The organism is Sulfuricurvum sp., assembly GCF_041651515.1.
Lineage (GTDB): Bacteria > Campylobacterota > Campylobacteria > Campylobacterales > Sulfurimonadaceae > Sulfuricurvum.
On the sequence record NZ_JBAZJF010000002.1, the window covers coordinates 311603 to 331909 of the forward strand.

Sequence of the window (20307 nt, forward strand, 5' to 3'; positions counted from 1 at the left end):
TCACGACATGTCACTCCGCCAAAGGAAACCGATGAACAAACACCTACAACAGCTGATCGAACTCTCCATGATCGACAAAGAGATCGATGCGTTTGAACCTCAGATTGAGGAAGCAAACCTCCAGTATGAAGCCCTTTTGGCTACAAAAAACGGCGTTAACGATGAGATCACTTCATTAAAACAAGAGATCAAAGACGAACAACTTAAAAAGCAAAAAAATGAACTTCACCTTGCAGAACTCTCTGCAAAATTGGAAGAAAACAGCAAGAAAAGTGCTGAAATTAAAACTGAACGTGAGATGAAATCACTTCAACTTGAAGAAGAAATTGCAAAAGAGCAAGTTAGTTTTGCCAATGAAGAGATCGCCCGTTTAGAAAAATTGATCGATCACAAACAAGCTAAAATTAATGAACTTGAAACCAAAGCCAGTGAAATTGAAGGGAGTATTTCCAGCGTAAAAGCCGATGTGGATGTCAAATTGGCACAAATCGACGTAGAGCGTAAAGAAGTATTCACTAAAAAGCAGGCACTTGTCGGTGAAATGAACCAAAAAGGGCTCTCTTTTTACCAAAAAATTCGCCGTTGGGCTAAGAATACTACCGCAGTAGCTGTACGTAACCAAGCATGTATGGGATGTTATATGGCCATCAGCGATAAAGTCTACAGCGACGTTATCAAAGGTGAAGAGATCACAATGTGCCCGCATTGCGGACGTATTTTATTCCTCGAACCGTCTTCTGACGCTGTCGGTGCGTAACGTCATTTTTGACCTTTTCTACACCGTGTTGGCGACGTTCGTTTACGTCGTCACACTTCCCCTTTTACTGATTTTCACTTTCAAAAAAAAATATCGAGATTCCATTCCCGCCCGTTTTTTTGGTTGGAAAAATCCTCCGTTTAGCGCTCATGATATTTGGTTCCATGTTTGCTCATTGGGTGAAGCCAAAGCAATTGCCCCGATTTTGGAGCGTTTAGGAGAGAGGCAAATCGCGATCAGTGTGATTACCCATACGGGTTACGCCGCTGCCTCAAATTACAAAGCACAGGTACGGTATCTGCCGTATGAGCTTTGGTTATGGTTTTGGATTCGCAAACCTAAAACGCTCGTTGTCCTCGAAGCTGAGTTTTGGTATCTGATGTTTCGCATTGCACATCGACGCGGTGGGAGAGTGATTGCGCTCAATGCCCGCATTAGCGACCGGAGTTTTCCGAAATACTATCGTATGCGGTGGTTTTATCGGATTTTACTCAGCCAATGCGATCGTATTTTTTGCCAAAGTAGTGAGGACATGGCACGTTTTATTGCCTTGGGGGCAAAGAACGTGGAAGTAGTGGGCAATATTAAACTTGCTCAAAAAATTGTTGCGACAAAAATATACCCCAAACCAGCGGGATTGTTGATAGTGGCAGCAAGTACCCATGAGGGGGAAGAGGACGGGATTGTACGAGGGTTTATCACGTATCGTGAGGCTAACCCGAATGCAAAACTGCTTGTTGTCCCCCGTCATCCTGAACGCTTTGCCAAAGTGGCGGAGCTGATCGAGCGTATTGCACCGAAATTGAGTTTTTCGCGCTGGAGTGATGGAACGGGAATAGGGGATGATATTACCTTGGTTGATGCCATGGGAGAGTTAAATAACCTCTATGCTATCAGCGATGTGGCGATTTTGGGCGGTGCATTTGCATCTATCGGCGGGCATAACCCGCTGGAACCTGCCCATTTCGGATGTAAGATTATTAGCGGGAAACATTTCTTTTTACAGCGTGAGCTGTTTAAATATGTCTCTCATGTGCAGTTTATTGAACTCAATCAAATTGCACAAGCGCTGCGTGAAGCAGAGAGTTTGCCGCCGTCGCAGGTTAATGCTGCAATTGATTTAGAGAGAGTTATAGAATTTTTAACAATGGAGAAATAATAATGAAAGAAAAAGCGTATAAAGTACTGGCCGCTCAAGAGGGTATTTCTAATTCCGAAGCGAAGTCGCTGATAGATCGCGGATTGGTCTATGCGGGTAATTCAAAAGTAATGATTGCCCGAGGGGAGATCAGTCCGAAGACAAGTTTTATCGTTCAAAAGGTAGAAAAAGTCTATCCAATTTTTGAAGATGAGAACATGATCGTTGTCGATAAACCGGCTTTCGTAAATTCCGATGAGATCGAACGGCAGTTTAAAGGGACACAGCTTCTGCACCGACTTGATCGTGAAACAAGCGGAGTTTTGATGCTGGTTAAAAACGAAGAGTTCCGATTGAAAGCGATCGGCGAGTTTAAAAAAGACCAAGTCTACAAAGAGTATGTTGCCTGGGTAGACGGCATTGTGAGTGAGCCGTTTATTATCGATCAGCCGCTTATTACCGAGAAAAAAGGGAACAAAGCGTACACAAAAGTATCGAAAAAAGGGAAACCGGCTATTACCGAAGTGACCCCTCTTGAGGTATCGGCGAAAAAAACAAAAGTGCAGCTTATTATCCATCACGGACGTACCCATCAGATTCGTGCCCATATGAAATATGCCCTTCATCCGATTATCGGAGATGAAAGTTACGGCGGGCGACCATCGAAACGGGTTATGCTCCATGCTAAAAAAGTGACTATTTTGGGCAAAACGTTTGAAGCACCGGAACCGAAAGTCTTTGGACATTTCGGGAGTTGACGTAATCTACAAAGTGTTGTTAAAGTAAAAAGTCAGTATAATGCGAAACTTTTTAGACCCTGTATACCAAGCATTTAGGAGTTAAAGTGTTCGAAACACTGACAGAATCGTTTACATCCGCGATACGCAAGATTCGTTTTCATGATGATGAAAAGGCGTTGACAAAAGCACTTGGAGAGCTCAAAAAAGCTCTATTAAAAGCGGATGTACACCATAAAGTAGTTAAAGAACTGATCGAATCTGTCGAACTCCAGATGAAAACAAGCGGTATCGGAAAAGATCAGCTTTTAAATGCATTGCGCAGCTCATTGTATGTATTATTGGATGTTAAAGGCAAATCCGGATTTGTCTATGCTCCGGTCTCTCCTACCGTCATTTTAATGACCGGATTGCAAGGGTCAGGAAAAACGACCACAACCGGGAAGCTTGCGCAGTATCTTAAGCTTCGTCAAAAACGGGTTTTGGTCGTTGCGGCCGATTTACAACGTCTTGCAGCGGTTGAACAACTCCGTCAAGTGTGTGCGGGGATCGAAGTTGAACTCTACGCCGATGATAGCAGTAAAAATCCGGTTGAGGTTGTTAAAGCTGCATTAGCACATGCCCAAAAAGTTTTGGTGGATGTCGTCTTGATCGATACTGCCGGACGTTTGGCGATCGATGATGAATTGATGGGTGAACTTTCAGAGGTTAAGCGTGCAGCAAAACCACATGAAATTTTTTACGTTGCCGACTCGTTAGCGGGTCAGGATGCGGTACGAACTGCCGGATTATTTAACGAAAAAATCGGCATTGACGGGGTTATCCTCAGTAAATACGATGGAGATTCCAAAGGGGGTGTGGCTCTGGGAATAGCTTCTCAGATTCAGGTTCCTCTTCGATTTATCGGTAGCGGTGAAAAGATGGAAGATCTTGAAATCTTTTTGCCGGATCGTATCGTTAATCGCCTTATGGGATTGGGAGATATCGAGGGACTTGCGGAGCGAACGGCTGCCGTTATCGATGAGAAAAAAGCGAAGGCTCTCACTAAAAAGATCAAAAAAGGGGAATTCAATTTTAATGACTTCCTCGAACAAATGGAGAGCCTCAAAAAAATGGGGAGTATGAAATCCATTATGGGGATGATCCCCGGTATGGGGAACATGGCTTCGGCACTTAAAGATTTTGATTTGGAAAACTCCGGAGAACTCAAGCGGATCAAAGCTCTTGTGTCGTCTATGACGATGAAAGAGCGTGAAGATCCTGAGCTCCTTAACAATAGCCGAAAAGCTCGTTTGGCTAAAGGGTGCGGCTTGAGTATTATTCAAGTTAACCAAATCTTGAAGCAGTTCAAAAATGCTTCAAAAATGGCAAAACGATTCTCCGGTAAGCAGGGGATGAAAGATCTTCAGAGTATGATGGGTCAAATGCAGGGTGCGCGTATTCCGCGTTAACCCTCCTGCAGAAGGTTAAGCTAAAGATTTGATGGAATCTGTAGCTTAGCGTTCAGAGGTTTAGAGGTTTTTCTTTTGCTTTTGTGGGCAAAACACTCTTCTAAGCACCTTAGCGTGAAAATATTATCCAAAAGGAAACACACACATGGCAACAGTCATTCGCTTAACCCGTATGGGACGTAAAAAACAACCTTTCTACCGCATCGCGGTAACCGATAGCCGTAAACGTCGTGATGGCGGTTGGATCGAATTGATCGGGTACTACAACCCAATGACTGACCCTATCACTACCAAAGTAGATGAAGAGCGTTTGACGTACTGGCTCAGTGTCGGTGCACAAATGTCAGACCGCGTTAAAAAAATTACCGGTAAATAATTATGGTAGCCGACTTCGTCGCGGGGTTTGCCCGTCTGGTTGCGACCTATCCCGAACAAATTAGGGTTGAGACGCTTGATGGCGACGAAGTAAGTGAGATTATCTTGTACGCGAATCAAGCAGACGTAGGTAAGCTCATTGGTAAAGAGGGGAAAATGATCGGGGCCATTAAAACCGTTATCTCCGGCTGTAAAGCAAAAGACGGGAAAAGTTACCGAATCAATGTCGAACCGCTTTCGTAATCCCCCAACCACTAATCTTCTGCATGTCGCCACGTTAGGCCGTGTTATCGGCTTAAAAGGGGATATGAGGCTGAACCTTCACACCGACTTTCCTGAACAATTTGCAAAAAATGCTGTTTTTACTACCGATAACGGCAAAGAAGTGAAAATCCAAAACTACAATCCTGAGCGAGAGCTTGTCCATTTGGTCGGGTACGATACCCCTGAAGCGGCAAAAGTATTGACCAATACCAAACTCTTTACGACCCCTGAAGCAACACGTGAACACTGCAATTTAGGCGATGGCGAGTTCTTTTGGTTTGACATGATCGGATTGGATGTTATGGAGGGTGAAGTTTGCTTGGGCAAAGTGGAAGAGATTGAGCGGATCGGACCGTTAGATTATCTTTTGGTTACAACCGCTTCAGCACTTGTCGATAAAGGGCTGGCTGCAACTTTTTTAATCCCTTACATCGATCATTTTGTTCAACACAGTGATGTAAAAGCCAAAGTGATTCATGTAATCGGCGGCTTGGATCTGCTAGAGGCGTCGTAATGCGCTTCACCTATGTTACCCTTTTTTCGAACCTTATTGAGGGATATTTCCAAGATTCGATACTCAAACGGGCACTCGAAGCAGACCATTTTCAGATAGCATTTCTGAATCCGAGAGATAACAGTGCTTCGCGCCATCATAAAGTAGATGATACCGCCGTTGGCGGAGGGGCAGGGATGGTTATGACCCCCCAACCGTTATTTGATACGTTATCGACTTTGGATTCGGATGCTTATATTATATTTGTTGCACCCGTTGGAAAACAATTTACCCAAAACGATGCAAAACGTTTGGCAAAAAAATCCCATGTGGTCTTTGTCAGCGGTCGTTATGAGGGGATTGATGAGAGGGTATTAGAAACATTCGCCGATGAAGTGTTTAGTATCGGTGATTATGTCTTGACCGGTGGAGAATTACCCTCGTTGGTAATGACCGATGCTATCGTCCGGAACATCAACGGAGTGCTGGGAAACAGTGAGTCGCTTGAAACCGAGAGTTTTGAGACGCCACTTTTAGAAGCACCTTCGTTTGGAAAACCCCCTTTATATGAAGATATGGTAGTTCCATCAGAATATTTAAAGGGAAATCACAGTAGAATTCTAGCACTAAAATTAGCTCTATCTGAATGTAAAACAAAATATTTCAGACCGGAACAGCTACTAAAGCATAAAATAAGGACATCTTATGAAAAATAAGTACATCGCTAGCTTCGAACAAGCGCAAATTGCTGACAAAAATATTCCTCTTTTCCGTGCGGGCGATACACTTCGTCTTGCTGTTACGATTAAAGAGGGTGATAAATCTCGTGTACAAAACTACGAGGGTGTATGTATCTCCATCCGTGGTGAAGGTACTGGCCGAACTATTACAGTTCGTAAAATCGGTGCTAACGGCGTCGGTATTGAGCGTGTGTTCCCAATCTACAGTGACAGCCTAGAGAAGATCGAAGTTCTCCGTTGTGGTCGCGTACGTCGCGCTAAATTGTTCTATCTTCGTGATCTTGCCGGTAAAGCCGCTCGTATCAAAGAGATTCGTCGCAAATAATTCTCCCTTGCTGCTCTTCCGGGCAGTATCCCTCTTTCAACTTCCTTAATTTTTTAAATCCATTCTCTTTTTTTGTCTTAACGAATGTATCACTCTTTTTTAATTTTCCATAGAACTCCGGTTGTCAGCAATACGGCAAAAATGATCATACTGGCAAATGCGTAGGTTGTTCCGAGCGGGGACTTCTGAAAAGGTAATCCTCCGGTATTCATCCCAAAAAAACCGACAACAAGATTTAAGGGTAAAAAGATCACAGAGATAACCGTTAAAAGATAAATACTTCGGTTCATACGATCATTCGCTCTTAAGGTATAGTAATGATATAGGTTGTCGAGCTGGTCGTTTGCTGCAACATTAGAGCGCAGAGTACGCTCTAAATGCTCATGTAGATCATTAAACTCGTTCAGAGGGAACACTTCCGACCCTTTGGATTTAACGATGAAAAGTTTCAAAATATCAACCGCTTTTAAAATGACACGTTCGGAGCGTGAGAGCTCTTTTTTGAGGTTATGCCAGTGATCCATAAAAGGGGCGGTAAACTTTTTGTAAAGGCTCTCTTCGAGAGAGACAATTTTATCCTGAACAATTTCAATATCACGCATCAGCGTATCGATTTTGTCGTCTAAAAAACGGTACATATCGTCTAATGCAGCTGGAAACTGTGTAAAATCTTTTTGTTTTTTATCGTAATAATAGACAGACTCTTCGGTCATGATGAAGCCGTATGAATGAATCTTCGATTTTTTAGACATTTGTTCGGGAAGACGGAGAACTAAGATTCGATAGTCTTGGTACTCTTCAAAAGTGGAGGGGTGGAGTGGATTTTGGAGGTCTTGCAAATGCAGTTCGTGTATTTTGACCATAACTATTCCCCTTTAAGTGCTCGTTCCATATCTCGCTTCAGACTTTTTTCTTTTAGATCTTCGCGTTTATCATAAAGCTTTTTCCCTTTGACTATGGCGACTTGCATTTTGGCAAGATTACGGTCATTAAAATAAATGCTCAAAGGGACAAGGGTAAAGCCCTCCTTTTCGACCGCTTTATACATTTTGTCAATTTGTTTTTTATGCAGGAGGAGTTTACGACTTCCCCGCTCTTCGTGGGTGTAATAGTGATGGGTGGTGTCGAGGATACCGATATGAACGTTGAAAACAAACGCTTCCCCTCGAACGATTTTAATAAATCCCTCTTTGAGATTCACCCGTCCGGCACGCAACGCTTTAACTTCGGAGCCTTGGAGAACGAGACCTGCTTCGAATTTCTCTTCGATGTAGTAATCGAAAAAAGCTTTTTTGTTGGTGGCTATATTTTCACCCATTGTTATCTTCCCTTACTCTAAAAAAACTGCTGCCGCTGCCGGAGAAGAACCACCCCTCTTTGTCGGAGAGTTCGGGATAGCATCCTAAAGCCGCATTATAAAGATCATTTGCCTCTTTAGAATTAACGGAGGCTAAAATTTCACGTGATGGGATTGCTTCCAGTCGAGCTGATTCTTCTTCACTGATAGGTGCGAACAGATGCTCTCGGTAATAGCGATACACCGCAGGAGTACTGATCTGAAGTTCAGGGGTTGTTACCTCAAAATCGAGTAAAGGTTCATTAACTTGTTTAACAATTTCGCCGATTCCACTGACGTTGGCACTCTCATAGCCGTAGACGAAGAAGGGGACATCCGCTCCGACATTCGCACCGATGAGGGCAAGTTTGTCAATACTGAGTCCTAAATCGAGTCGGTCGTTGCACATATGCAAATAGGTTGCAGCGTCAGAACTCCCTCCTCCAAGACCTGCAAATGAGGGGATCTTTTTATCGACACAAATCGCATGTGTTTCCATCAACGTCGAAAGGGCATGGGAATGGGTATCGGATAGAAGATATTTATAGGCTTTGTAAATGGTATTGGAGGCTACGTCGCAATCAAAAGTACCCCGAATCTCAAATTCGGGGGTTGATTTCGGTTCAAACCACAGTGTATCAAAGAGACTATTAACACGCATAAAGCGTGAGCTAAGGGTGTGGTAATCCCCACGAGTCCCGGTGATTTTCAGAAAAATATTTACTTTGGCATAGGCGCGGTAACGGTTCATAATTTCAGTTTTTGCATCAATTGTTGGAGCAATGAATCATCCGGAGTCGCTGAAGCTTCTTTGTTTGAATCTTCCACGGCACGGATCAGTTCACTGCGAAGGATGCGAACATGCGGCGGTGCATCAATACCCAATTTGACAACCCCTTTATCAATAGAGATAACTTTGATTGTAATCGAATCAGCAATAAGAATGGATTCATCCACTTTGCGTGAGAGTATCAGCATGCTTCAACCTTGTTGAGTAAATAATGGACTCCATCGTCGGCAAATTCCAAAATTGAGACGGTGTCACCGTTGTCAATCCAGTAGAATCCCGATTCTTTGGAATCAAAATCTTCGATAGAGAGGGGCTGCCCGAGCAGTACCGAATCAATGGTGCCATTATAGCGATTTTTAGGGATGCCTAGGGCTGTTTTGATGTCAATCGGGTGTTCATTATCATAGACAAATTGCCCCTCATTTAGTCGCTCAAGTGCAGATAGGGCACCGGAACACTCCAGTTTGTCGGCGATGATTTCCCCAAGTGAGCGGATATAGCTTCCTTCGGAGACAGTCGCCTCGAAAGTGACGAACGGGTGGCAGTAATGGAGTAGGTGAATATCGTAAATAGTGGAGGTGACGGTTTTGAGTTCGACGTCTATGCCGGCACGGGCAAATTCATACGCACGTTTGCCGTTAAGCCGTTTGGCACTGAATTTTGGGGGGAGATAGGTTAGTTCCCCTTTTAACGAGGCAATAACCTCTTTGATGTGCTCTTCACGCAGCGGTGCAATCGTATCAATTTGCTCTATTTGTTCGATGTCCAACGTAGGAGAATACGCACCCAGCCACAGGGTAGCACGGTAACGTTTCGGTGCTTTATTTAAAAATCGGAAGAGCCGGCCGTGATTGCCGAATGCAATAATTAGGACCCCTTTTGCAAACGGGTCAAGAGTACCGGAATAACCTGCCTTTTTGACGCCGTAGCGACGTTTGATACGACTCAGAAGCTGATTGGAACTGATTCCGGCAGGTTTATACGCGACGAAAAGACGATTGGGATTCTTCAATTAGAGTTTCTCCACGAAAGAGGCTAGGATATCACGTTTACTGCCTCCGAAGTTGATGAGGAGTTTGAATTCGCGACCCGATTTACTTACCCCCTCTACCCGTCCGGCACCGAAGATTTTATGGCGGACTAAATCCCCTTTTTTATAAGAGGTGTTTTTTTCTAGGATCAAGGACCCTTCGCACAGCCCCGCTTCATTGATGAAACGGCTTTTTTGTAAATCGGTTCTGCGCCCTTTGTAAAAACGGCTGTTGACGTTGGAGAGGGTGAGATTGCTTTTGGCTCGGGTAATGGCGACATACCCCAATCGCCGTTCCTCTTCAAGATCGCTTCCATCACCGATGAGAGGTAAAAATCCCTCTTCTAGCCCGATAACAAAGAGGTGCTCAAATTCGAGTCCTTTGGAGGCATGGATACTCATGATGTAGATGCTCTCCCCCTCAACTTGATCTTGTTCACTTTGCAAGGTGATATCGTTGAGAAATTCGGCTAACGCCGCATCGGGATTTTGTTTGACGTAATCGCGAAATAATCCGTAAAACTCATCGACGTTAGAGATCTTGTCCCCTTCATCCGGTAGCCCTTTGAGGGTCTCTTTTATTTTAAACTGCTCTTCAAGCAGGTCAATAAAACGATACATTGCCTCATCGGCAACCTGACGCAAGTCGTAGATTTCACGGATGAACTCTCGCAGTTCCTGAGCACTTTTCTTCCGTACCAATCCTTCCAATTCGGGATCGCTCAGAGTAGAGATAAACTCAAACATCGATTTGCCGGCACTCATTGCGGAGAGTTCGATTTTATCAATAGTTGCTTTACCCAATCCCCGCTTGGGCTTGTTGATGATCCGCTTAAGGGAGAAATTGTCGTGAATGTTGGTAATAACACGCAGATAGCTGATAAGGTCTTTGATCTCGGCGCGGTCATAGAAGCGAAGGCCTCCGACGAGTTTGTAGGCGATACCCGCACGGTTAAGCCCCTCTTCGAGAGAGCGGCTGAGGGCATTAATCCGGTAGAGTACGGCGATTTCACTGGCACGAACCCCTTGATTGATCAGGGTACGAATCGCTTTGGCAATTTTTTGGGACTCTTCGCTCTCATCGTGGGAGGTGATGGTTTGCACCTCTTCACCCCCCGTTTTGGTTGCCATTAGGGTTTTTCCCAGACGGGAACGGTTATGTTCGATGAGGGCATTGGCAACGGTGAGGATGGGTTGGGTGGAACGGTAATTATATTCGAGTTTGACCACCATGGCATTTTGAAAATCCTGATCGAATTCCAAAATATTGCGCACGTGTGCTCCGCGCCATCCGTAGATGCTTTGGTCATCATCACCTACAACACAGAGATTGTTGTGGGTACTGCAGAGCTTTTGGAGGAGTCGTAGTTGCAGTTCGTTGGTGTCTTGATACTCATCGATCATAATGTATTGATATTTTTCGCTTGTTTCACGGCATAAGTCGGGGTGTTCATCTAAAAGACGATAGGTTAAACACAGCAGATCGTCAAAATCGACGAGGTTGTTTTCAAGAAGGTAGCCTTGGTACTCTTCGTAAATTTTAGCAATATGTTTGTAGTTGGTTAATTCGGCCTGGGCATATGCTTCCTGCGGATCGATCAGGGAGTTTTTATAGCGGGAAATCTCACTGGCGATAAGCGGTGTCGGGAGATCGGCATTGATCTTTTTGATAATCTTTTTTTTATCGTCCGTATCGATGACAACAAAATTATTGGCACGCCCCAGAAGGTGGATATGAAATTTTAAAAACAACAGACCGAATTTATGGAAAGTGCATAATAACGGAGGATAGGAGTTTTGCTGGAGTAATCCCATTGCCCGTTCGCGCATCTCTTTAGCCGCTTTATTGGTAAAAGTAAGAGTTAAGGTATTACTGGCAGGAATCCCTATCGTATCGAGGAGATAGGCTAAGCGTGACGTGATCGTTTTAGTCTTTCCGCTTCCCGCACCGGCTAAAATCAGTAACGGGCCATCGATTCGTTCCACCGCGTTACGCTGGGCATCATTAAGATCGGCAAGAATTTTGTCCATGCTCTAGCTCCTTATATTGTTTTTATTATAGCCCAATTTTCCTAAGAGGTAAAAGTAGTGAATAACGCTTGCATTGGTTATAATGTTGAGTTATAATACTGCTATTCATTCAACTTATAGGAATTATTATGTTAAAAGATTTTGCAAAACTCATGACGTTTTTGACGGTGGTCAAAGAAAAAAGTTTTTCAAAAGCATCCGCTAAACTTGGAATTTCACAGCCTGCTGTGACGCAACAAATTAAATTTATCGAGGATTATCTCGATACTCGTGTTGTCGAACGTAAGAAAAATGGGATCAAACTCACCAAAGAGGGTGAAGATCTTCATCGTATTGCCGTCAAACTTGAAAAAGCGATTTTATCAAGTGAAAAAGAGCTTCTTAAAATTATCAATAAAGAGTTTACGTTTATCGTCGGTGCTTCGTATGCGATTGGAAACTATGTTCTCCCTTCATATTTAGGGCAGCTCAAAGATAAGCTTAATAACGAAGTTCATATCCGTGTAGCATTTTCAGAAGAGATTATCGATCAGTTGTTGGATAAAAAAATTGATATTGCCCTGATAGAGTCACCGGTTTTCAAAGATGGTCTTATCTATCGTGAATGGGAAGAAGACGAATTGGTCGTTTTTTCCAATCAGCCGATTCCAAAACAGCTCCGTAAAGAAGATATGTATAAATTTGATTGGATTTGCCGTGATGAGAATTCTCATACCCGTAAACTCACTTCTGAAGTTTTTGAAGAGATCGGGGTTGAGTGTGCCGGCTTTAATGTGATCGGAGTCGTTGCGAGTTCAACGGCAATTAAAGAGACGATTATGCGTTCTCCTAAAAATGCAGAACGTCCGGTCGTATCGGTTATCTCCCGTCATGTTATTGCCGATGAGGTAGAAGAGGGAAAATTGTTCGAAGCACGTGTCAAAAATTACAAAATCAAACGTAAGTTTTATATCGTCTACAGCAGAGAGCGTAAACACGATGCGTTTATCGATAACGTCGTTACCTATTTATTAGGATTAAAACTCTAAGTTTTAATCCTTACTTCTTCATAAACTTCTGATTCTCAGGGTTGGATAAAAATGCGTTCATAGAATTAACCACCCCTTCACTTTTTTCTGCTTCTTGAATAGGGTGACGCTCTTGCGGAAGTGCAAGATTCACAAACGCAGGAGTGTCATCAATGATAACCTGAACGATCGCAAGCAATGGCACACTTACAAAACTTCCGATATTTTCCTGCCCGAATCCCGCTTCAAAAATTAAAACATCGTTATCAATTCGTGCACTTTCAAAGGTATATCCCGCTAAAAAAAAGAGGGTCATTGAACGAAACTCATCGCTGATGTGTGGGGGGAGGGGTGGATCAAAGTCAAGTTGGTCAATTTTACATAAGATGCCAAAGTTTTGATCGTTTTCAAACAAGAAAATGAGCATGTCTCGTATGTGGGTTTCCATCAATCGGGCAAATGAGGGACTTTTAATAATATCGAATAACATGAGGGCTAACCTATTTTTATTTTAAATAATTATACCATGTTCGACTTCAACAAATCCCATCAGTGCATTGAACACGGCAACTTTCTTTGCATGAGCAATATCCTCCAGACATAAGGGGGCAGGTAAAAGAATCCCTGCGTGAATAAGCCGTGCGCGTGTTGTCCCCTCCAAAAGAGGTTTTTCGGGCGTTAGCCACCGTGTTCCGTCGTATAGGGCGATATTGGAAATGGTGGTATCGGTAAGATAGCCGTTTTTGACGATAAGAACATCATCGCATTCTTCACGTTGGTCATAGAGAGTGTTGAGTGCGGTGCGGTCTGCAAATTTAAAAGGGTAGTCGATCGAATCGGCATGAATGAGTTTAAGTGCGTTAATCGATTTGGGAACATAGGGGTGAAACTCGATCGTAAATCCCGCACTGCTATAGAGAAATCGGCATCGAAACACCCCTTCTTTTGGAGGGAGGATAAGATGGCCTAAATCATAACGGGGTCTTATTCCCCAATGCTTGAGGGTAGCGTCGAGGCGGTTTTGATGATAAGATAGATGCGCTATGGTTCCATTCTCACATCGTAACGTCTCCAAAAACACGCTTAATTCTCAAACAGTGCCGTACTTAAATAGCGTTCAGCCGTATCACAGAGGATGGTGACAATTACTTTACCTCTGTTTTCCGGTCGTGATGCAACGAGCTCGGCCGCGTGAACGTTTGCACCGGCGGAGATACCGACTAAGATCCCCTCATTTTTTGCTAATGATTTGGATGCACTGATAGCATCTTCATTGCTTACGGTGATTACTTCACCATAGAGGGTGGTATTTAGAACATCGGGGATAAATCCGGCTCCGATCCCCTGAATTTTATGGGGTCCTGCTTTTCCCCCTGAAAGGACAGCAGAATCTTTAGGCTCGACGGCAATGATTTGTACGTTGGGGAGAGCATTGCGCAACGCCTCTCCGGTTCCGGTGAGCGTTCCCCCCGTTCCGACGGCAGCGATAAAAATATCGACATGACGGTCGGTATCACGGAGGATCTCCTGTGCGGTTGTGGTTCTGTGGATGGCGGGATTGGCGGGATTTGAAAATTGTTGGAGAACTACAGCATTCGGAGTAGAAGCTACCATAGCATCGGCTTCATCAATTGCCCCTTTCATCCCTAGAGACGCAGGAGTAAGGACGAGATTGGCTCCGAGAGCTTTGAGGATATTGCGTCGTTCGATTGACATCGATTCGGGCATAGTAAGGGTAAGGTTGAGCTTTAACGCAGCGCAAATAGCGGCAAGTGCGATACCGGTATTTCCGCTGGTAGGTTCAACAATCAGGGTTTGGGCATTGATCTTCCCCTCATCCATAGCCGTTTTGATCATGTTGTACCCGATACGATCTTTGACTGAACTGGTCGGATTCATAAACTCGCATTTTCCGAGGATGGTTGCGCCGCTTTGATCTGAAAGGGTGTTGAGACGTACGAGGGGGGTGTTCCCGATAAGTTCGGTGATATTGGCCGCTATGTTCATGAAAACTCCGGAGGTGAAAAAATTGTTTTGATTGTAGTACGAAACCCTTATAATAGTCTTTAATCCATAGTGTATTAGTAAACTATTCCGGTTCCGCCGCTATTGGCAGCATGAAAAACGATTGTATGATTTTTACGGGCGTAAAAGCGGATAAGAAGCTTTTGAAGGGTTGGTTCGATCGAGGGGGTAAACCAGCCGTTGTTGCTCATAGCGATCATATAGCGCACATTAGGAGTATAGAGCTCTTCGCGAGAAGCTTCATAGCAAATGGCATTTCGAAAAGCAACCCCTTTAATCGTAAAATCGGTTGCTTTTTCTGCTGTAACGAAATCGGATCCCCCTCCGAATATTTCCCTATTAACCCAATTGCGTAAAAAATGGGGGAGGGGGATATATTCGCCAAAAGGGACGAGAATCGTTTTTTTGGCAACGGTGATCTGTCCGTTTTGAAAAAGATAGGAGACGTTGTAGTGCAATCCCCCTTGCGAATAAAGGGTTCCGGTCACGATGGGTATGTGATAGGAGAGTTGTTGAAGAATGGCCGTTAGTTTGGGTTGGTGGTTCATGTACAGGGCAAATGCCGCTTCCGGAAGAACCACTAAATCGTATCCCGATAGAGCGGCTTTGTAAATTTCATCGAGATTTTCTTGTGTTAATCGCAGTTGTTCGGAGGGTTCCCATTTGAGATCTTGAGGGGTATTACTAGAGACGAGCTTAATTTTGAGCGGCGGCATCGGCGGCGGGGTATAAGAGGCTTGAATGCTCAGCGGAAGCAACAGCAGAGGAAGGATTTTTTTTCTTCCTGAAAACCATGTTGTGGAAGCGAGGGCAAACAATACCAAGGCAAATTGCCATTTTTCAAAACCGATATAGCTTTCGACGAAAATAAGTTCCGGCTGCATCCAATTAAAATCCATCGGCCAAAAAAAGGTGAGGGCAAAGAGGATAAGGGCGCGAACATAAGGACGGTTACTTAATCCCATAACGCCGTAATAGAGGGCATAGACGATCCCGAATCCTAGGGCTACAAGAGGTTTTGCCCAACCTAAATCGTAATACTCAAAACTGTATCCGATCCAATAGCACCACAGAAGCCCGATCCAAAACCCCGCGAGGGGGATAACGCGTGCGGGTGCATGAAGGAGTCCGTAAAGGGCTGCGAGTGCCAAAAGAGTATTAAGCAGACGAGAGGTGAGACCGAAGTATTCACCATAAATAAAGGCTGAAAATGCGATAGCAATAGCCAATGAGAGCAATAACGGTTGTAGTCGTGGAGGAAGTATCAATTTCATAAGCGGAATTATAACGATGTTACCGTGTTTTGAGTATAATGCGGCAATTTTCTATACGTCAAGGATACCCATGGAAATTCTTTCCCAACTTCTCCCGTTTGTTTTCTTAATCGCGATTATGTATTTTGTGATCATTCGCCCGCAGCAGCAACAGGCTAAAAAACACAAAATAATGGTCGATACACTCGCAAAAGGGGATAAAATCGTCACAAGCGGCGGTTTGATCGTTGAGATTAAAAAAGTAGAAGAGTCTTTCTTCTCGGTAAAATTCAATAATGATGTCGAAGGACGCTTAGTCAAAGAGGCCGTCGCAAGAAAGTACGAGGATGAAGCTTAATTATCGCCTTGTTTTACTGATTATTGCTACGATCTTCGGATTAGTCTTTTCGATCCCTTCATTAACGCAAAGCGAGAGAGGGGCAAAAGTAACTCTCGGTCTTGATTTGCAGGGGGGATTGCATATGCTATTGGGGGTCAAAACCGAAGAAGCGGTTGACTCTCAGCTCAAATCGATTGCATCGGCATTGAAACATTTTAGTGAGCACAATGATATTTTATTGGATGGGATCAGCGCAGAAGAGGGTGCGGTTACTTTTGAAGTGCTTGATAAAGACGATGCAACGGCTATCGATGAATATCTTAAAACGATCAAAGGGACCGTTGTTCATGCATCAGAGGGGAAATATTCAATTTCTATGACCCCTGAAGAGGTGGAGAAACTCAAGGTTCAAGCGATTGATCAGGCGATTGAGACGATTCGTAATCGACTCGATCAGTTTGGTCTTGCTGAACCGACCGTTGCGAAACAAGGTGTGGATAAAATCCTCGTAGAACTTCCGGGAATCAAAACGATTCAGGAAGAACAACGGGCGCGTGAACTCATTTCGCGTGCGGCAAAGTTAGAGTTGATGGCGGTTGATGAAGATCGAGCTATGCGGGTTATGGAGATGACGGATGCCGAAGCCCAAAGCTACGGCGACAAGATTCTCGAAGACGCATTGCAGCCTAAGATGAAACATTTGGTAAATGACATCCCTATTTTAGATGGGACAATGCTGACCGATGCGCAGGTGGGCTACGATCAAAATAACCGTCCGGTTATTAACTTTTCGCTTAATTCCGCCGGAGCGCAGATTTTCGGTGATTTCACCGGTAAAAGTGTCGGAAAGCGGCTTGCGATTGTATTGGATGGAAAAGTTTATTCGGCTCCTGTGATCAATGAGCGTATCGGTGGCGGTTCGGGTCAAATCAGCGGAAATTATACCGTTGCCGAAGCCAATGACCTTGCGATTGCCCTTCGATCCGGTGCGTTGCTTGCTTCGGTCTATATGATGGAAAAACGCTCCGTCGGGCCAAGCCTTGGAGCGGACAGTATCAAAGCTTCTTTGATGGCTTTGATCAGCGGATTTGTTCTTGTTATTATTTTTATGATGTTTTATTACGGTCTTGCGGGAGTGATCGCTAACCTAGCGGTCGTTATCAATTTGTTTATTATTTTGGCGATGATGGCTCTCTTCGGCGCCACGCTGACGTTACCGGGTATGGCGGGGATTGTTCTGCATATCGGTCTAGCTGTTGATGCGAACATTATTATTAATGAACGTATCCGTGAGCAATTACGGCAGGGGATACCGACGCGTAAAGCGATTGCGGAAGGGTATTCCAAAGCGATGCGCGCTATTTTGGATTCTAATATTACACAGATTATTGCTTGTACGATTTTGTATATCTACGGGACGGGTGCGATCAAAGGATTTGCGGTAACTCTTAGTATGGGGATTTTGGCATCGATGCTTACGGCGATTGTCGGAACGTATGGAATATATCAGTTGTTTATGGCCCGTATCGAAAAAAATAAGAACTACACGCTATGGTTCGGTATGACACGGAAAGGTAACTAATTATGGAACTTTTTAAAGAAGATAAGATCTATAACTTTCTGGGGAAAGGGAAGATATTTTTTGTCGCTTCCTTTGTCTTGTTTTTCCTCTCTATCGGTCTCATCGCGGTAAAAGGGTTTTCCTTCGGTATTGATTTCACCGGAGGAACCGTTGTTCAAGTCAAGTATAAGGGGGTAGCCCCTATCGATACGATACGGAAAAGTTTAGCCAACAACGACCTGTTTAAACATGCTACCGTAACGGAATTCGGTTCACCTGAAGAGATCGTTATCAAGACCCCTTCGTCCACAGATGGGTTGAGTAAAGATATCGGAGATACGACCAAAGAGATATTAAAAGGGACGGGTGATTTTGAAATCCGCCGTGTCGATATGGTCGGTCCTAAAGTGGGTGATGAGTTACGTGTAAAAGGGCTAACGGCGTTTTTGTTGACCCTCAGTGCTATTATGGCAATGGTTACGTTTCGGTATGAATGGCGCTTTGCATTGGCGGCGATTATTGCGATTGTCCATGATATTGTGATCACTTTCGGATTCGTTTCCTATTTTGAAGTTGATTTTAATATTGAGAGTGTCGCCGCGTTGCTGATGATTTTAGGATATTCAATCCATGATACGATTATTGTGTATGATCGTATCCGCGAACATATTCAAGAGTCTAAAAATAGCGATTTTGTAATGATTGTTAACGAAGCGGTATCCCGTACGCAGTCTCGGACAACATTGACCTCTTTAACCGTTTTCTTTGTGGTATTGACCCTCTTCGTTTTCGGTGGAGATATTATGATCGGATTCAGTTTCCCTATGCTGATCGGGGTTATCGTAGGTACCTACAGCTCTATTTTCGTTGCGGCTCAATTGGTCGTATGGACCGGATTCAGCGTATCGAATTATCGTCAGAAAATGGCGGATAAAATAAAAATCAAAGCCGAAAAAGAGAAAATGCGCGCTCAATTCGAGCAAGGGATTGTCTAAAATTCCTCTTTGAAATTCCCGTAAAAACGGGAATTTTGAAATATTAAAGGTTGAGTATTTATGACCATTTCTCAAATAAAAATCAATCTCCAAAAATTCATCCAAAGTTTTCCCCCTCAAACGTTTGCTTCTAACCTTTTGCTTGCATACGGGTTTCAAAAATCAACTATTGCCCGTTTATAAAGAACGTCTCGAATACCTTTTTAACCTCATGAAGAGATAAGTGGCAAAAAGTGAATACAATATTGATAAAAGAAAGCCTATATAAGCTTTTCATAGGAAAAACAAGGATAATTGATGGGTGATATACTAAAAAATAAAATTCATGAAATAATTCAAAAACAATCTAATTGTTCAAAATTGAATTTTGATATAAATATATATGATCAAGTGCCGCAAAATGCTCATCAGTTTCCAAGATTAGATGCTACTTTCAAAAAAATCGATATTATTTGTTCAAATACGAATTTTGATTCTTTCGTTATTATCAATGATGAAATAAAAAATATATATCTTGCAATTGAAACAATAAAGAGCACACATTTCGTGAACTTTATTTTTGACAAATGTTATATAAAGTTTTGGAATGAAAATATTAATGTAGATGAACATATAAAATTTAATGAGTGTAAGTTTAACGTTTATATAGATAAATCAGATATTTATGAACTTCAATTATTACATAGAAATTTTTATCAATGCGAATTTGAGCAAATTAGTTTGTTGAATAATATTAAAATTGTGCACATTGATTTAATATCAATATCCATGAAGATGTTGCAGTTTGTAAATACAGAAATTTTTGATCACCCATTTAATAAAATTGAGCTATCAAATTGTGAAATAAATGAAATAACAATTATGAATTCTGTCTTTAAAAAAGACTTTACAATATTTAGTTCTAAAATAAATATTATAAAAATCAAAAATGTAGATTTTGAGTCATTGTCAGAATTTAATGAAGTCACTTTTCAAGAGATATTTGATTTAAGAGAAATAACCTTTAAAGGCTTTACATTATTTGACAAGTGTATTTTTAATGCAAAAGCTGAATTTGAATATATTATATTTGAAAAATTTGCTTCATTTAGAGAATCAACGTTTAATCGAGGATTGAATCTAGATTATACAAGTGGTGATAAAGAGATTAATTATTTTGGGATTAATGGACTTGAAAGTAATGAATCCAAACTTGAAACATCACGGGAAACATATCGTATTATCAAAAATAACTTTGAAAAAAATGGAAATAAAATTGAAGCAAATAAATACCATGCTCTAGAATTAGATCAAAAAAGAAGAGAATTAGAAAAAATCAAATGGCAAAATTTAAAAGATTACATCGTATTTAAATTACATGACTTAAGTTCTGAACATTCTACAAATTGGGTTTTAGCTTTACTTTGGATTTTTGCTGTAGGTTTTTTAACACTATTTTTACTGCATTTAGACATAGCAAAAGACTTGTTTTTTCATCCATATCATTTTAAAATAGAATATATTTGCAAAATATTTAAGCAATTCTTTGAGTTTATTTATATTGGAAATATGGATGGTGAATTGAAAAACAATCCTTTTATATTTTTATTGAATAAAGTATCATTGGGATATTTGTACTACCAATTTGTAACGGCAACTAGAAAAGATACGAGAAAGTAG

Annotated in this window: 25 protein-coding genes; 15 read left to right on the plus strand and 10 right to left on the minus strand. The window is 42.5% G+C overall.

Going from position 1 to position 20307, the window contains the following annotated elements:
* The first annotated feature begins 31 nt into the window (after positions 1–31).
* From WC407_RS04730 to rplS, 9 genes are all read left to right on the plus strand, one after another.
* A complete protein-coding gene (locus WC407_RS04730; protein ID WP_373021419.1) occupies positions 32–757 on the plus strand; it encodes a zinc ribbon domain-containing protein in 726 nt (241 codons plus the stop codon).
* Complete coding sequence (gene waaA, locus WC407_RS04735) at positions 681–1916, plus strand: lipid IV(A) 3-deoxy-D-manno-octulosonic acid transferase (RefSeq protein ID WP_373021420.1); 1236 nt, start codon at positions 681–683, stop codon at positions 1914–1916. Before WC407_RS04730 ends, waaA begins: the two co-directional genes overlap by 77 nt.
* Entirely contained in the window at positions 1916–2653 is a 738-nt protein-coding gene (locus WC407_RS04740; RefSeq protein ID WP_373021594.1) for a pseudouridine synthase, read from the plus strand. Before waaA ends, WC407_RS04740 begins: the two co-directional genes overlap by 1 nt.
* An 86-nt stretch (positions 2654–2739) precedes the next feature.
* The gene (gene ffh, locus WC407_RS04745) at positions 2740–4083 is read left to right on the plus strand and encodes a signal recognition particle protein (RefSeq protein WP_373021421.1); all 1344 of its coding nucleotides are present in this window, start codon (positions 2740–2742) and stop codon (positions 4081–4083) included.
* Positions 4084–4228: 145 nt separating this feature from the next.
* Positions 4229–4459, plus strand: coding sequence for a 30S ribosomal protein S16 (gene rpsP / locus WC407_RS04750; protein WP_373021422.1), 231 nt, complete (start codon positions 4229–4231; stop codon positions 4457–4459).
* Between the two features lie 2 nt (positions 4460–4461).
* On the plus strand, positions 4462–4701 hold the full coding sequence (locus tag WC407_RS04755; protein ID WP_373021423.1) for a KH domain-containing protein: 240 nt from the start codon (positions 4462–4464) through the stop codon (positions 4699–4701).
* The gene (gene rimM / locus WC407_RS04760; RefSeq protein WP_373021424.1) at positions 4682–5236 is read left to right on the plus strand and encodes a ribosome maturation factor RimM; all 555 of its coding nucleotides are present in this window, start codon (positions 4682–4684) and stop codon (positions 5234–5236) included. The genes WC407_RS04755 and rimM overlap by 20 nt, the downstream gene beginning before the upstream one ends.
* Positions 5236–5931 (plus strand): tRNA (guanosine(37)-N1)-methyltransferase TrmD, encoded by a 696-nt coding sequence (gene trmD, locus WC407_RS04765; RefSeq protein WP_373021425.1) that lies wholly within the window; start codon positions 5236–5238, stop codon positions 5929–5931. The genes rimM and trmD overlap by 1 nt, the downstream gene beginning before the upstream one ends.
* The gene (gene rplS, locus WC407_RS04770) at positions 5921–6280 is read left to right on the plus strand and encodes a 50S ribosomal protein L19 (protein WP_373021426.1); all 360 of its coding nucleotides are present in this window, start codon (positions 5921–5923) and stop codon (positions 6278–6280) included. Before trmD ends, rplS begins: the two co-directional genes overlap by 11 nt.
* 89 nt (positions 6281–6369) lie before the next feature.
* On the opposite strand, the gene WC407_RS04775 is transcribed toward rplS, so the two are convergent.
* The 6 genes from WC407_RS04775 to WC407_RS04800 are packed head-to-tail and all read right to left on the minus strand — an operon-like array spanning position 6370 to position 11467.
* The gene (locus tag WC407_RS04775; RefSeq protein ID WP_373021427.1) at positions 6370–7143 is read right to left on the minus strand and encodes a magnesium transporter CorA family protein; all 774 of its coding nucleotides are present in this window, start codon (positions 7141–7143) and stop codon (positions 6370–6372) included.
* A 2-nt stretch (positions 7144–7145) separates the two neighbouring features.
* A complete protein-coding gene (gene smpB, locus WC407_RS04780) occupies positions 7146–7598 on the minus strand; it encodes an SsrA-binding protein SmpB (RefSeq protein ID WP_373021428.1) in 453 nt (150 codons plus the stop codon).
* A complete protein-coding gene (locus WC407_RS04785) occupies positions 7591–8367 on the minus strand; it encodes a 4-(cytidine 5'-diphospho)-2-C-methyl-D-erythritol kinase (RefSeq protein ID WP_373021429.1) in 777 nt (258 codons plus the stop codon). Before WC407_RS04785 ends, smpB begins: the two co-directional genes overlap by 8 nt.
* Positions 8364–8594, minus strand: a complete 231-nt coding sequence (csrA, locus tag WC407_RS04790) for a carbon storage regulator CsrA (RefSeq protein ID WP_373021430.1) — start codon at positions 8592–8594, stop codon at positions 8364–8366. Before csrA ends, WC407_RS04785 begins: the two co-directional genes overlap by 4 nt.
* Positions 8588–9418: a tRNA pseudouridine(55) synthase TruB gene (gene truB / locus WC407_RS04795; protein WP_373021431.1), complete on the minus strand. Its 831-nt coding sequence runs from the start codon at positions 9416–9418 to the stop codon at positions 8588–8590. The genes csrA and truB overlap by 7 nt, the downstream gene beginning before the upstream one ends.
* The gene (locus WC407_RS04800; RefSeq protein WP_373021432.1) at positions 9419–11467 is read right to left on the minus strand and encodes an ATP-dependent helicase; all 2049 of its coding nucleotides are present in this window, start codon (positions 11465–11467) and stop codon (positions 9419–9421) included.
* 128 nt (positions 11468–11595) lie between these two features.
* On the opposite strand from WC407_RS04800, the gene WC407_RS04805 reads away from it, so the two are divergent.
* Entirely contained in the window at positions 11596–12495 is a 900-nt protein-coding gene (locus WC407_RS04805) for a LysR substrate-binding domain-containing protein (RefSeq protein WP_373021433.1), read from the plus strand.
* Positions 12496–12505: 10 nt separating this feature from the next.
* Here WC407_RS04805 and WC407_RS04810 read toward each other — a convergent pair whose 3' ends face one another.
* The 4 genes from WC407_RS04810 to WC407_RS04825 all read right to left on the minus strand — a co-directional run bounded on the left by WC407_RS04810 (position 12506) and on the right by WC407_RS04825 (position 15773).
* On the minus strand, positions 12506–12964 hold the full coding sequence (locus WC407_RS04810; RefSeq protein WP_373021434.1) for a hypothetical protein: 459 nt from the start codon (positions 12962–12964) through the stop codon (positions 12506–12508).
* A 21-nt stretch (positions 12965–12985) separates the two neighbouring features.
* Positions 12986–13549, minus strand: a complete 564-nt coding sequence (locus tag WC407_RS04815; protein WP_373021435.1) for an aminotransferase class IV — start codon at positions 13547–13549, stop codon at positions 12986–12988.
* 8 nt (positions 13550–13557) lie between these two features.
* Positions 13558–14481, minus strand: coding sequence for a cysteine synthase A (gene cysK, locus WC407_RS04820; RefSeq protein ID WP_373021436.1), 924 nt, complete (start codon positions 14479–14481; stop codon positions 13558–13560).
* Positions 14482–14555: 74 nt separating this feature from the next.
* Positions 14556–15773 (minus strand): apolipoprotein N-acyltransferase, encoded by a 1218-nt coding sequence (locus WC407_RS04825; RefSeq protein ID WP_373021437.1) that lies wholly within the window; start codon positions 15771–15773, stop codon positions 14556–14558.
* A 70-nt stretch (positions 15774–15843) separates the two neighbouring features.
* Between WC407_RS04825 and yajC the strand changes: the two genes are divergently transcribed.
* The 5 genes from yajC to WC407_RS04850 all read left to right on the plus strand — a co-directional run bounded on the left by yajC (position 15844) and on the right by WC407_RS04850 (position 20307).
* The gene (gene yajC, locus WC407_RS04830; protein ID WP_373021438.1) at positions 15844–16110 is read left to right on the plus strand and encodes a preprotein translocase subunit YajC; all 267 of its coding nucleotides are present in this window, start codon (positions 15844–15846) and stop codon (positions 16108–16110) included.
* On the plus strand, positions 16100–17674 hold the full coding sequence (gene secD / locus WC407_RS04835) for a protein translocase subunit SecD (protein ID WP_373021439.1): 1575 nt from the start codon (positions 16100–16102) through the stop codon (positions 17672–17674). The genes yajC and secD overlap by 11 nt, the downstream gene beginning before the upstream one ends.
* A gap of 2 nt (positions 17675–17676) precedes the next feature.
* A complete protein-coding gene (gene secF, locus WC407_RS04840) occupies positions 17677–18648 on the plus strand; it encodes a protein translocase subunit SecF (protein ID WP_373021440.1) in 972 nt (323 codons plus the stop codon).
* A gap of 60 nt (positions 18649–18708) precedes the next feature.
* Positions 18709–18831 (plus strand): hypothetical protein, encoded by a 123-nt coding sequence (locus tag WC407_RS04845; protein ID WP_373021441.1) that lies wholly within the window; start codon positions 18709–18711, stop codon positions 18829–18831.
* Positions 18832–18945: 114 nt separating this feature from the next.
* On the plus strand, positions 18946–20307 hold the full coding sequence (locus WC407_RS04850; RefSeq protein ID WP_373021442.1) for a pentapeptide repeat-containing protein: 1362 nt from the start codon (positions 18946–18948) through the stop codon (positions 20305–20307).